Origin of the sequence: Bacillus sp. MYb56, from assembly GCF_002976445.1 — a bacterium.
Lineage (GTDB): Bacteria > Bacillota > Bacilli > Bacillales > Bacillaceae_G > Bacillus_A > Bacillus_A mycoides.
The window spans coordinates 381,481-392,778 of sequence record NZ_PCOH01000001.1; the positions used below are offsets into that span (position 1 = coordinate 381,481).

At 35.1% G+C, this 11,298-nt stretch carries 15 protein-coding genes and 2 pseudogenes; 5 read left to right on the forward strand and 12 right to left on the reverse strand.

The genetic code is table 11. From position 1 onward, the window contains the following. Positions 1-105 precede the first annotated feature (105 nt). A pseudogene (locus CQ058_RS32675) lies at positions 106-312 on the forward strand (exosporium leader peptide-containing protein); the annotation flags it as partial. Here CQ058_RS32675 and CQ058_RS01870 read toward each other — a convergent pair. Together CQ058_RS01870 and CQ058_RS32215 are read right to left on the reverse strand one after the other, a co-directional pair. Next, positions 296-733, reverse strand: a complete 438-nt coding sequence (locus tag CQ058_RS01870) for a hypothetical protein (RefSeq protein ID WP_105589414.1) — start codon at positions 731-733, stop codon at positions 296-298. The pseudogene CQ058_RS32675 and the gene CQ058_RS01870 overlap by 17 nt on opposite strands. Next, the gene (locus CQ058_RS32215) at positions 714-848 is read right to left on the reverse strand and encodes a hypothetical protein (RefSeq protein WP_256491187.1); all 135 of its coding nucleotides are present in this window, start codon (positions 846-848) and stop codon (positions 714-716) included. Before CQ058_RS32215 ends, CQ058_RS01870 begins: the two co-directional genes overlap by 20 nt. A 611-nt stretch (positions 849-1,459) precedes the next feature. Here CQ058_RS32215 and CQ058_RS32680 point away from each other — a divergent pair. The 3 genes and pseudogenes from CQ058_RS32680 to CQ058_RS01885 all read left to right on the forward strand — a co-directional run bounded on the left by CQ058_RS32680 (position 1,460) and on the right by CQ058_RS01885 (position 3,597). After that, positions 1,460-1,783: pseudogene (locus CQ058_RS32680) on the forward strand (site-specific integrase). A gap of 43 nt (positions 1,784-1,826) precedes the next feature. Then, a complete protein-coding gene (locus tag CQ058_RS01880) occupies positions 1,827-2,141 on the forward strand; it encodes a thioredoxin family protein (RefSeq protein ID WP_105589415.1) in 315 nt (104 codons plus the stop codon). A 574-nt stretch (positions 2,142-2,715) separates the two neighbouring features. Next, the gene (locus CQ058_RS01885; protein WP_002189522.1) at positions 2,716-3,597 is read left to right on the forward strand and encodes a cation diffusion facilitator family transporter; all 882 of its coding nucleotides are present in this window, start codon (positions 2,716-2,718) and stop codon (positions 3,595-3,597) included. Here the strand turns inward: CQ058_RS01885 and CQ058_RS01890 are convergent. The 5 genes from CQ058_RS01890 to CQ058_RS01910 all read right to left on the reverse strand — a co-directional run bounded on the left by CQ058_RS01890 (position 3,587) and on the right by CQ058_RS01910 (position 6,330). Beyond that, entirely contained in the window at positions 3,587-4,222 is a 636-nt protein-coding gene (locus CQ058_RS01890) for a phosphatase PAP2 family protein (RefSeq protein WP_002127255.1), read from the reverse strand. The genes CQ058_RS01885 and CQ058_RS01890 overlap by 11 nt on opposite strands. Before the next feature lie 77 nt (positions 4,223-4,299). Continuing rightward, the gene (locus tag CQ058_RS01895) at positions 4,300-5,055 is read right to left on the reverse strand and encodes a sporulation protein (RefSeq protein WP_002189520.1); all 756 of its coding nucleotides are present in this window, start codon (positions 5,053-5,055) and stop codon (positions 4,300-4,302) included. Continuing rightward, on the reverse strand, positions 5,037-5,858 hold the full coding sequence (locus CQ058_RS01900) for a serine/threonine protein kinase (RefSeq protein ID WP_105589417.1): 822 nt from the start codon (positions 5,856-5,858) through the stop codon (positions 5,037-5,039). Before CQ058_RS01900 ends, CQ058_RS01895 begins: the two co-directional genes overlap by 19 nt. Further along, entirely contained in the window at positions 5,858-6,040 is a 183-nt protein-coding gene (locus CQ058_RS01905; RefSeq protein WP_000473368.1) for a hypothetical protein, read from the reverse strand. The genes CQ058_RS01900 and CQ058_RS01905 overlap by 1 nt, the downstream gene beginning before the upstream one ends. A 110-nt stretch (positions 6,041-6,150) precedes the next feature. Beyond that, on the reverse strand, positions 6,151-6,330 hold the full coding sequence (locus CQ058_RS01910) for a YozD family protein (RefSeq protein WP_002012644.1): 180 nt from the start codon (positions 6,328-6,330) through the stop codon (positions 6,151-6,153). A gap of 149 nt (positions 6,331-6,479) precedes the next feature. On the opposite strand from CQ058_RS01910, the gene CQ058_RS01915 reads away from it, so the two are divergent. Beyond that, positions 6,480-6,635, forward strand: a complete 156-nt coding sequence (locus tag CQ058_RS01915; RefSeq protein ID WP_002018281.1) for a DUF3930 family protein — start codon at positions 6,480-6,482, stop codon at positions 6,633-6,635. Between the two features lie 4 nt (positions 6,636-6,639). Here CQ058_RS01915 and CQ058_RS01920 read toward each other — a convergent pair whose 3' ends face one another. The 5 genes from CQ058_RS01920 to rocR all read right to left on the reverse strand — a co-directional run bounded on the left by CQ058_RS01920 (position 6,640) and on the right by rocR (position 11,147). Continuing rightward, positions 6,640-7,302 (reverse strand): hypothetical protein, encoded by a 663-nt coding sequence (locus tag CQ058_RS01920; protein WP_002012647.1) that lies wholly within the window; start codon positions 7,300-7,302, stop codon positions 6,640-6,642. A gap of 273 nt (positions 7,303-7,575) precedes the next feature. After that, positions 7,576-7,791, reverse strand: coding sequence for a YozE family protein (locus tag CQ058_RS01925; protein WP_002085796.1), 216 nt, complete (start codon positions 7,789-7,791; stop codon positions 7,576-7,578). A gap of 72 nt (positions 7,792-7,863) precedes the next feature. Next, positions 7,864-8,136, reverse strand: a complete 273-nt coding sequence (locus CQ058_RS01930; protein ID WP_002085797.1) for a YokU family protein — start codon at positions 8,134-8,136, stop codon at positions 7,864-7,866. Next, positions 8,133-9,551, reverse strand: coding sequence for a lysine 2,3-aminomutase (kamA, locus tag CQ058_RS01935; RefSeq protein WP_002012651.1), 1,419 nt, complete (start codon positions 9,549-9,551; stop codon positions 8,133-8,135). Before kamA ends, CQ058_RS01930 begins: the two co-directional genes overlap by 4 nt. A 210-nt stretch (positions 9,552-9,761) precedes the next feature. Beyond that, positions 9,762-11,147, reverse strand: coding sequence for an arginine utilization transcriptional regulator RocR (rocR, locus tag CQ058_RS01940; RefSeq protein ID WP_087955290.1), 1,386 nt, complete (start codon positions 11,145-11,147; stop codon positions 9,762-9,764). Between the last annotated feature and the right edge of the window lie 151 nt (positions 11,148-11,298).

Genomic DNA, 11,298 nt, shown 5'->3' on the forward strand with positions numbered 1-11,298 from the left:
AATAGCGTTTTTATTAAATTTCCTAAATACAACCGCTTGTCCATTACACTTTGCTCTATCATTGCATTTACTATTAGTAATACGAACTTTTAGAGGTGAATTATATTGGACGAGTTTTTATCTTCTACTGTATTAAATCCGTGTTCGATTGGGCCGACACTTTCACCTATGCAACCCTTTCAATTCCCTACAGGTCCCACTGGTTCAACAGGTGCTACTGGACCGACCGGATCAATCGGGCCAACTGGGAATACGGGATTGACAGGGAACACCGGACCTACTGGTATTACTGGACCTACTGGCGACACCGGTTGATTTCCCGCATTATTGTTGGTCCTCTCCATATACCAGCTTGCTTCCATTCCTTTTTCATTTTCCCGACATAAGAAGGACTACGATCATACATAATGCTAATATCTTTATCTGGAATGCCTTGTTGATTCAATTCGCGCACACGCTCCAGAGTAAGTCCGATGGGTTTGTCTTTTCGTTTTCCACCGTGCTCTTTCGGTTGTGTATCAAAATATCTACCCAACTGACGTAATTCTTGACCAGTCGGGCAGTTTTTACAAACACTAATACTAAAACAAGCATTATCTGAACGATTGTAATAACAACGTCTGCATTTCTGCTCTATGATATCGCCAATTTCGTATGTGATTTGGATGCGTTCTACTTTCGTTTCACTCATTAACCGAATTATTTCACATACACTATTCACTATCGATGCCATTCTTCTCTTCCCCCTTGAATAATTTTTCCAAATCAATACATACTATTTTCAAGCCGTCATATTCACGGCTAATACTTCTTTCTTTTGTTACAACAGAAGCAGGTAGATTCGTCACTTATCTGCTTTCTCTGTATATTTTTTTAAATATCTAAAAGACTACCTACAAGCTGTTTGAACTAGCAGCTTCACTCTTCTTGTAATGGGAAAGCAATTTATCACAATTGACTAGCTCATTCGACTCGCTGGCAGACAACCAAAATTGTTGTCTGCTTTTTGTATGAGATTTTTCATTATACATATACTACTCTTGGGCCTGTTTACCAATGCAAGCCATTTTGGTATTTTGAATTCCGACTAAGCTTTTTTATTGCATAGATTATTACATCTTTGACAACACTGGTTAAAAGCGCGTTTTCTGGTTATTCGTAGTTTTAATCCAGAATAATTTTTCTCCTATAAAGGACAGCAGGTACGACTGCTTGTCCTTTTTTACTTATACTGCGTACTTTCCTTTTGGGTAGCCTCGAACAACATTGCTCACGCTGCTCCCCTTTTCCCATTCTGCAAACCTTTGTAACCAAGCTCCCCAACGTTCTTGTATGGAAGGATATTGATTTTGACAGACGTACCTTATCTGTTAATCATTCCCTCTCGCATATTACCAAAGAGTTTCATGAGCCTAAAACATCTTCAGGAAAGAGATTAATTGTTTTACCTGAAATTACTCTGCTGGCTCTTCAAGGACATCTTCAAAAAATCAATGAAGAAAAAGAACGGTATGGCGATGGAAATAATAATTATGATTTAGTTTGCCCAACCTATAATGGTAACCCGTGCAATTTCAGAAGTTTGACACAGCTCCTGAAAAAGCTTATAAAGAAAAGTGAGGTTCCTAATATTCGTTTGCAGGATATAAGGCGTAAATCCGAAAATCGTAAGTAAACGATTAGGACATAAAAGAGTAGGGATCACATTAGACACCTACTCATATGTATACCAGACCTACAAGAAAAAGCAGTCGAAGATTTTGCAGTTACGGATTTTGCATAAAAAATACTAGCTTATCCGTGTGACATTGAGAGGAGTCAAAAACATGAAAGAAATCAAATCTGAACAAGAATTCAAAGACATCATCGCAAGCGAGGAGCCAGTAGTTGTTAAGTTCTTTACAACATGGTGCCCGGATTGCGTGCGTATGGACAACTTTATCGGAGATGTAAGGGAAGAATTCAATAAGTTTGAATGGTATTCTATTAATAAAGATGAATTCCCAAGTATCGCGGAAGAGTATCAAGTAATGGGTATTCCAAGCCTGCTTGTTTATCAAAATGGCGAGAAGCTTGGCCACTTACATAGTGCTAACGCAAAAACTGAAGAGCAAGTTACTGAGTTTTTAGAAGCATACTAAGAAACGAAAAACCTCTGAAAATATTTTCAGAGGTTTTTTCGTTTTCAAATTGTTCTTTGCCTTTGTCTCTTTCTGGAAAGTGAATATTATAATGCTTTCTCCTCTTCTTATTGAAGAGTTTTGTTATCATTTCTTATATATTACTCACATGAGGAATTACAAAGAGTCATTTTGCGAAAAATATATATGAAAAAAATTTTGAGAATCATTATTCTCGCCCTCTTTCCATTTGCCATAATCATCATTAATTGTTTAATAAAGTGAAACTTTAATCAGTGGGGTTTTTGTTCATCCCCCACTGATTATTAGTTGAACCAATCGAGCGTTTACGGGCAGCCCGACTCCCACCTAACTTCTTTGCTCCAACTGAATTTTGAGGTGGGGGTCTTACTGCCCGTTAATGCGGGATAAATTTCCACTTTGTACTTTTCAACATATTTTTCCTTAACGAAACTTTGTTATCCCCTTCTTAAAAAGCTATAAAACGTCAACAATGTTTGTATAGACCCACACGAGTTTCGTTTGATACTCTATGTATAGAAAGAAATTCCTTGTAGAAAGGCGAGTGATTAAAATGGATTCTCTTTCTCATAAAGAAGCTGATAAAGGTGCTATTGTCAGCATTATAGCCTACATATTTTTATCCTCTATGAAAATCATCATCAGTTATATTACCCTCTCTAGCGCATTACGTGCTGACGGTTTGAATAACTTAACGGATATTGGTGCTTCTTTAGCAATATTAATTGGCCTGAAAATTTCTCGTAAGCCTCGTGACCCAGATCATCCATATGGGCATTCGCGTGCAGAACAAATCGCATCACTTGTTGCTTCCTTTATTATGGCAACGGTCGGATTAGAAGTTGTTATTAGTGCAATTCAGTCGTTTTTCAATCCGAAACATGCAGCACCTAATGTACTTGCTGCATGGGTGGCTTTATTTTCTGCTGTCGTTATGTACGGTGTATACAAGTATACGAAAAAGATTGCAATGCGAACAAAAAGTAAATCATTAGAGGCTGCTGCAAAAGATAATTTATCAGATGCTCTTGTAAGTATTGGTACAGTAGTAGGTATAGTCGGAGCACAGTTCCAAATGCCTATTTTGGACCCTATTGCAGCTTTACTTGTCGGTCTTATTATTTGTAAGACCGCGTGGGAAATTTTCGTAGAAGCTTCTCATATGCTAACGGATGGAATTGATCCTGAAAAAATGGATGAATACGCTGATGCTATAGGGCATATTTCAGGTGTAGAACATATTGTAGATATTCGTGCTCGTATGTATGGGAACCAAACGTATGTGGATATTACAATTGAAGTAGATGCTCGAATGGATGTTAGCGAAAGCCATTGTATTACTGACAATATTGAAGATATGCTTCGAAAAAAATTCGGAATTTACCATGCTCATATTCATGTGGAGCCCATGCAAAAAGAACCTATTATGACATAGGTTCTTTTTTAATGAACGCCTTATGAAATATAATACATAAAACGAGCCAGCTACCGCCCGCTGCCCATCCGGCTAATATGTCAGATGGATAGTGCACGCCAAGATAAATTCGGCTAACTGAAATAGATAATACAACGAAGCTTGCTATAAAAATAATCAGCAACTTTTTATGCAATGAAATACGATCTTCTGTAATTGTGACGTATGCAATAAATCCTAAAAAAGCAGTAGCATTCATCGTATGACCGCTCGGAAAGCTATATCCAGTTGCTGTAACAAGCTGCGTCACATCAGGTCGTGCTCGTTCATACCATAGTTTGAGCATACTGTTCAAATAACGTGATCCGTAATAATTAATTGTTAGAAGTAATGCACTTAATATTTTTTTTCTAAGAAGAAAATACATTACAAGTATAATGAGTAACGGGAAATATATTCTTTTTGAACCGATAAAGGACACCCAAGTAAAATAGGTTGTCAAATACTCGTTTCGGAAACTTTGAATAAAGTGTGCGACTACATTATCAAATTTTTCAATACAAGCGGTATGATACGAAAGTGATAGTGCGACAAAACAAATGAGTAGTGTACAACTTAACAAGTATAAATGTCGGTATCGTTTCACATACATAACCTCACTATGCAAAAAAATGGAGCGGTTGTTTTAGTTTTCCTCTCCATTTCTTTTTTATGCATAGTTTATTAAAAAATATTATTGTTAATTTTTTGCTGCATCGTTGGAATATCTTCGTTTGTTACTGTAAAGCGAATAACCTTCTCATCAAGATCAAGTGCTTCTGCGAATAAACCAGCCAATCCACGTGATTTTCTATCTACTTCCATAATAATTTCTAATCGGTCGTGGGCACTTGGCAAAATTAATAATTCTAATTCATCTAATTTCCCATAATACTCTCCGGAAACTGGAATAAACTCAAATTCTTGCGCGAATGGAACTTGCTTACGTAATCGATACGGTAATTCTTCGCATTCTACATGACGCGCTTTAAAACCTAATTGATTTACACTATTTAATACACTGTTCAATAGCGCATTCGGCAATACTTGAATATAATCACGGTCACTTGGATCAATACTACGTTTAATATCAAGACCTGTATGAACCCAAACCGTTTTCATTCCAAGTGTTAGTGGTGCTTCAATTGGCATTAAAAACGAAAATGGAATTTCCACTTTTTCATTTGGCTCTACAGAAAATGGATCTGTTAAACGAACTCGCTCTAAATCATACGATGCAGTTACTTTTTTATCATCCACTTCTCTTACATATGACGTCGACAACGTTAAGTAAATGCTTTCAATTTCTTGGCTAACTGAACCTCCAGTTATATGAACCTTCCCTACTATCTCTTCTCCAACTGTATACTCATCTCTTTCAAGAACAGTATCTACTTTTGCACTTCCAATTCCAACGCTTGCTAAAAACTTTTGAAACATGGGGTCTCCATCCTTTCTAAAGCGTAAGCTACATCTTTTTTCAAATTTTGTACATTTTCATAGTATGGCGCTTTCATTTGTAACATTCGCATCAGCATGTCGCGATTATATTCTTCCAGCACTAACTCTTCATACCAAGGTTTTTCCTTTTTTTCAGTCGATTGATAACTAGCATACAATAAAAATAATACGAAATGACCGAGCGCATAAAAGTCGCTACGAAAGTGAACTTCTCGCATCAAAGCTTGTTCACCTTCATAAGTTATAGCTCGCTCATCACCCTCACCTTTCAATTTAGCCAATCCAAAATCAATAATACTAATCTGATTTTCTTTCATTAATATGTTTGGAATACGTAAATCTCGGTGAATGATACCTTTACTATGAAAATACGAAACAATTCCTAGTACTTCATATAAAATTTCAAAAACTTCACGTTCATCATATACTTGCCCATCTAAGAAAATATGATCTTCGAAATTTTCCCCCGGCATATACTCCATCACAAAAAAGTTCTTTTTCTCCCATATGAAATGGTCATGTAGCTTAGGAATTGACGCATGATTTAATGTTTGTAAAATCACTTTCTCTTGCTCAAATGATTTTCTACCAGACTCATATCTTTGTTTACTTTGCCTTAATTGTTTTAAGACTTTATATTTATTTATTTGTAAATCATTAACGACATATGTAACCCCATAACTGCCCATTCCAATTACTGATTCAATCTTATAACGCTCTGCAACGATTGTATTTTTTCGCAGTGGTCTATCAAATAAAGCTAGTATACGACGCCATTTCATCAGCTACTTGAAAAGAAGCTACGGCTTTTACGTTTTCTTTTATAATGCTGATGCCCATAACCAGATGAACGTCGTTTATAGTCGCTACTTGAATAAGAGCGCCCTCTATGACGATAATCACTACTTGAATACGAACGATGTTTTTTCTTCCCTAATAAAGAATCAATAATTTTTTTGAACATCCCTTCACCTCTTGTATAAAATTTTCTTTTAATTATACCAACAATTCTTGTCTATATTTGTGACAAGTTTGTAAAGAGTAAAAAACGACGAGTTAAGCCCGCCGTTACTTTCAATCTTCCTCTTCATCAAAAACTTCATCAATCATGCATTTCTCTAATAAATACTCAAATGTAATATCTGCCAGGTCCTCAATTTCTTCTCTTTTTGGAACGTACCCTCTTTCAATTAGTCGCTCATAAAAAAACTCCGCAATCTCTTCCGTGTCAATTACGACTTCAATTTCCTTCATGAGCATCACTCCTTTATTTCTGTTTTATGAAAAAATCTCAAAATTATGTATATGAGATTAGAAAAATAGTTTTTCTTTTTTTATAAGTCATATCATGTAGGTAAAGGGCATACGATGTTAGTACAAGCTATCCAAAGGGGGAAATAATAATGGAATACCAATACGAAGTAGAGCAAACAAAAGAAGAGTTCATGCATGAAGATCAATGGGCAGACTCTCTTATTAAATGGCTTTTTATTTTTTTAATAATTGTAGGCATACCTTATACTGCATATGTTGTTGTTCAATTTATTCTCTCTTTCTAGTTAACTATTTTTTCTCTGTCAATTTAACTAAATAATTTTGAACAACATCCATAACAATTTTATATTCTTCATCTTTAAATGTATCGAATAATAAATGATAATCATTATAAATATCTAATAACCCATCAATAATTTCTTGGCGATTCGTCTTTACACTTACTTTTTTCGAATTGTTAATTGACTTCAATTTTCCTAAATCTAATTTATTCATACCCGCTTTATCTTGTTTCATTTTCTTCAAAATTGCATTTGCCGTTTGTGCATTGGCAAGTAATGTTAAATCCGATTCATCAGCTTCTAACCATTCACCATCAGTAATTCGTGACAATTCATATATAGTATCTTCCCATGCATCATTTTTATATCTCCATACTTCTGTACGAAAACCAACAATACGAAAAACATCTTTATCATATCCAGTTACTTGCACGAGATCACCAAACGTAAAGTTATAATTTAATTCAATCCACTCTGTGTCGCCCTTTTTCATTTCTTGCTCTGTAACATGCTGCAAAGTTTGTTCTACATAAAATCCATCGTGATTATTTACTTCGTATACGTAAACTCCATCTAAAACTTTCATATTTGTAACTTTCCCAACGGTTCCATATAGCGTAATCACGACTATGTCTCCTACGTTATATTTAGGTTGTTTTTTCCTTGCCATCAATATCTCTCCTTTTTTAAACGTCGTGATTTTGATAACAGTATATGCAACCTACATAAAAACGCTTATCACAGAAGCTTATATTCATAAATTTTTTCAATAAAAAAGTAGAATTTGTATATAACTTAAAAAAGCTAGTATTTAAACTAGCTTTCACTTTTCATTTATGTTCTAACAGCAAGACGTATTGTAAATAAAAAAGCATAATGAATACTTCACTTCTTTCAAAGTAATGTATTCATTATGCTTTCATTTCCCTAAAACTTCATATCGTTATCTCTCTTGTATATATAAATCCCATGCATCATCAAATATAGACATACTTTCTAGCATTCCACTTAACTCTAAGTATGAACTAATTACATCATAGTCTTCAGATTGCTTCGGAAAACTTAAATCATCATACATCGCCTCTGCTAAATCTGATATTTCATTTTTAAATAAAGCTGCACGGTGCTTCATCATATAATGGTAAAATGTCTTTTTCAAAAATATTCCCTACCTTTCTAACTTGGGTACATTATACAAGGCAAAAAAGAAAAAAACCAGCATAAAAGCTGGTTAAAAGTCGAAATAATTCCTTTTTAATAAACGTGGTCTTCCCATCAACTCTTCGTATGTTAGTTGTTTTGGCAAATCTTTCGTATAAATTAAAAACAACTGATCTTCAATTTCTTTTACAGTATGGTCTGCTTGATAGTCCATTCCACATGAGGAACAAGTAATACATGGTGTCTCTTGGATTTCAATGGCTTTCGTACCATCTGGTAATTCCCAATATACAGTATTCAAGCTTTCTTTCGCTTCTGTACTGTCACACCACATACAATTCATACTACGTCACCCTCATTTTTTTTGTCATCATCTAACTTTGCTATTTGTGCTTGATATTTTTTATCTTTTAATTGATCACGCTTATCACGTTTATCTTTTAAAGAAGCATGCGTTTCATTGACTTCATAATCTTTGCGGCGATTCATACGTTGTAAATCATCTGGAACAAGATTAAATTTCTTATCACTCATCAATCCTGCAACGCCGATATCAGAGCGTTTCTCTTCATAAGTCGGATAAATTTCTTTAAAGTAGCCTTCTGCTCTTCCTGGGATATAGTTTTCTGGTTCTGGATACGTTGTAATAACCCCTTCAAAGTTACGAAGAACAACTTTATCCGCACTTTGTGAAATTAAATAGTTTGGCTGAAGCGCAATTTTTCCGCCTCCACCCGGTGCATCGACAACGAAAGTTGGTACTGCATAACCAGACGTATGTCCACGTAAGCCTTCAATAATTTCAAGACCTTTCGAAACTGGTGCACGGAAATGACCGATACCTTCTGATAAATCACATTGATAAATGTAATATGGACGAACACGAATTTTCACTAAATCATGCATAAGTTTTTTCATAATTGGAACGCTGTCATTAATTCCAGCTAAAATTACAGCTTGGTTTCCAATTGGAACACCTGCATTTGCAAGCATTTCACATGCTAGTTTCGATTCTTCTGTAATCTCAATAGAAGTGTTAAAATGAGTATTTAACCATACTGGATGGTATTTTTTAATTATGTTACACAGGTTTTCTGTAATACGCTGTGGGAATACAACTGGTGCTCTCGTTCCGATACGAATAATCTCAACATGCGGGATTGCTCGTAAATTCTTTAATACATATTCTAAAATTTTATCATTAATTAGAAGTCCATCACCGCCAGAAATTAAAACGTCACGTACTTGTGGTGTTTCACTAATATAAGCAATCGCATCATCTAATTGCTTTTTCGGTACGCCCATTCCAATTTGTCCACTAAAACGACGACGTGTACAGTAACGACAATACATAGAACATTGATTCGTTACTAAAAATAGTACACGGTCTGGATAACGATGAGTTAATCCTGGAACTGGTGAATCTTCATCTTCATGAAGAGGATCTTCTAAATCATATTTTGTTTTATATAACTCTTCCGAAATCGGTACTGATTGCATCCGAATCGGACAGCGTGGGTCATCAGGATTCATTAGCCAAGCATAGTACGGTGTAATGTTTAACGGGATCGTTTTCGTTGAAATTTTAACGCCTTCTTCTTCGTCAGGTGTTAAGTTAATTACTTTCTTTAAATCATCTAAAGTTTTGATCGTATTCGTTAATTGCCAAACCCAATCATTCCATTGTTCTTCTGTAACATCTTTCCATAATTCAATATCCTTCCAGTGACGATTTGGTTTGTATACATCATGTAACATTGCTATTCCCCCTTTTTATACGCTCATCCTTTATATAAGCAATAATTATGCCAACTTCATATTCTTGATAAGTAAATGCGAGAAATACCCTATTATATAAGAGAATAAATATTTTTAAGTGCTGTACTAAAATGATATTTACTATCATATTCATTACTTGTTATATATGTAAACGCTCTTTTATTGGTGCAAACACACAAAAACCGCCGATTATTCGGCGGTTTTGTCGTACTTGCTCAGTTTATATTGAAGCGTTTGACGCGGAATACCTAACATTTTTGCTGCTTGCAAAATATTCCCTTCCGTTTCAATTAACGCTTGATCTATTAATTCCTTTTCCATTTGATGAAGAGCTTCCCTAAGCGGTAATATACTTTTCTTCTTCGGAAGTTTCTCTTTCCGAAATGTTCGTGGCAAGCAATTTGCTGTTAACGAATTCCCTTCTGTAATAATGACAGCATGTTCAATCGTATGCTTTAACTCACGAACATTTCCAGGCCATTGATAAGCTTGTAATCTTTCTTTCGCTTCCTTATCAATTTGAAGTACACCTTTTCTATAACTTTTATTATATTCTTTCAAAAAGTAAGACGCTAATAACAGTACATCCTCAGTTCTTTCGCGAAGCGGCGGGATATATAATGAAAACACATTTAATCGATAGTATAAATCAGTGCGAATTTTATTTTCTCTTAAACATACTTCTGGAGGCTGATTCATTGCAGTAATAACGCGAACATCTACTTTTCTCGTCTTATTATCACCAATGCGACGAATAACTCCATCTTCTAATACACGTAGCATTTTTGCTTGTAAATCAAGCGGCATTGAATTCAGTTCATCTAAAAATAATGTCCCTCCATCTACAAGTTCAAATAATCCTGCTCGTTCAATTGCCCCTGTATAACTACCTTTTGTCGTGCCAAACAGCAAACTTTCTAATAGCGACTCTGGCAAAGCTGCACAGTTTTGTGCAATAAACGGCTTATTTTTTCGTTTAGAAGCTTCATGAATCGCTTGCACAAATAGCTCTTTCCCCGTTCCAGTTTCACCATATATTAAAACATTCGCATCGGTTGGCGCTACTTTTTGTGCTAACTCTTTCGTCTGTTTAAAGCGGGAATCATCAGTTACAATTGTCTCGAATGCAACATGCTTTTTCACCGTTTTTTTGCTAGTCGATCGTTTTATTTTCGATTGTAGATCTACAATCGTATCAGTAAGCTTTTGAATAGTAGAATAATCTTTCGCAATTTCTACAGCACCAGCAATATTTCCATCTATTAAAATAGGTAACGTTGTATTGACCGTACAAACGTCTTCCCCATTTAAATTTTGGTAATGTTGAACTTGGTGTACGATTGGTTTTTTTGTATCTAATACTTTCATCAACGTACTTGTTTCTCTGGATAATGACGGGAATGCTTCTAATAAATGCTTTCCTAGCACATTTTCAATTTTAGATCCATCATGTTTTGCAGCAACTGTATTATAAAATATTGTAATCCCATTTTCATCTACTGCATGTATGGCCTCATCTATACTGCCCAAAATCGCTTCAATGACTTCCTGTGTCGAAACTGCTAGCAATGTCATCCCCCCTTTTGCCGAAAATCCAGCAAATTCAACGCCGAATTTCCGGCACCCTCTGCGCGATTATAAGCATGACGATTCCGTTCTATTATTTTGATGAAATGTATATATATTTTTATTGCTTATTTATGGTTAAGTGAAACTTTAATCAGTG

What these genes read in the sequence shown, in the direction of transcription:
- CQ058_RS01905 (WP_000473368.1), bottom strand. Translation starts at nt 6,040, where the DNA reads ATGTTCAAAAAAATTATTGATTCTTTATTAGGGAAGAAAAAACATCGT.
- rocR (WP_087955290.1), bottom strand. Translation starts at nt 11,147, where the DNA reads ATGACATTGCTAGCAGTTTCGACACAGGAAGTCATTGAAGCGATTTTG.
- CQ058_RS01920 (WP_002012647.1), bottom strand. Translation starts at nt 7,302, where the DNA reads ATGGCAAGGAAAAAACAACCTAAATATAACGTAGGAGACATAGTCGTG.
- CQ058_RS01885 (WP_002189522.1), top strand. Translation starts at nt 2,716, where the DNA reads ATGGATTCTCTTTCTCATAAAGAAGCTGATAAAGGTGCTATTGTCAGC.
- CQ058_RS01870 (WP_105589414.1), bottom strand. Translation starts at nt 733, where the DNA reads ATGGCATCGATAGTGAATAGTGTATGTGAAATAATTCGGTTAATGAGT.
- kamA (WP_002012651.1), bottom strand. Translation starts at nt 9,551, where the DNA reads ATGTTACATGATGTATACAAACCAAATCGTCACTGGAAGGATATTGAA.
- CQ058_RS01930 (WP_002085797.1), bottom strand. Translation starts at nt 8,136, where the DNA reads ATGAATTGTATGTGGTGTGACAGTACAGAAGCGAAAGAAAGCTTGAAT.
- CQ058_RS01880 (WP_105589415.1), top strand. Translation starts at nt 1,827, where the DNA reads ATGAAAGAAATCAAATCTGAACAAGAATTCAAAGACATCATCGCAAGC.
- CQ058_RS01915 (WP_002018281.1), top strand. Translation starts at nt 6,480, where the DNA reads ATGGAATACCAATACGAAGTAGAGCAAACAAAAGAAGAGTTCATGCAT.
- CQ058_RS01910 (WP_002012644.1), bottom strand. Translation starts at nt 6,330, where the DNA reads ATGAAGGAAATTGAAGTCGTAATTGACACGGAAGAGATTGCGGAGTTT.
- CQ058_RS01895 (WP_002189520.1), bottom strand. Translation starts at nt 5,055, where the DNA reads ATGTTTCAAAAGTTTTTAGCAAGCGTTGGAATTGGAAGTGCAAAAGTA.
- CQ058_RS01900 (WP_105589417.1), bottom strand. Translation starts at nt 5,858, where the DNA reads ATGAAATGGCGTCGTATACTAGCTTTATTTGATAGACCACTGCGAAAA.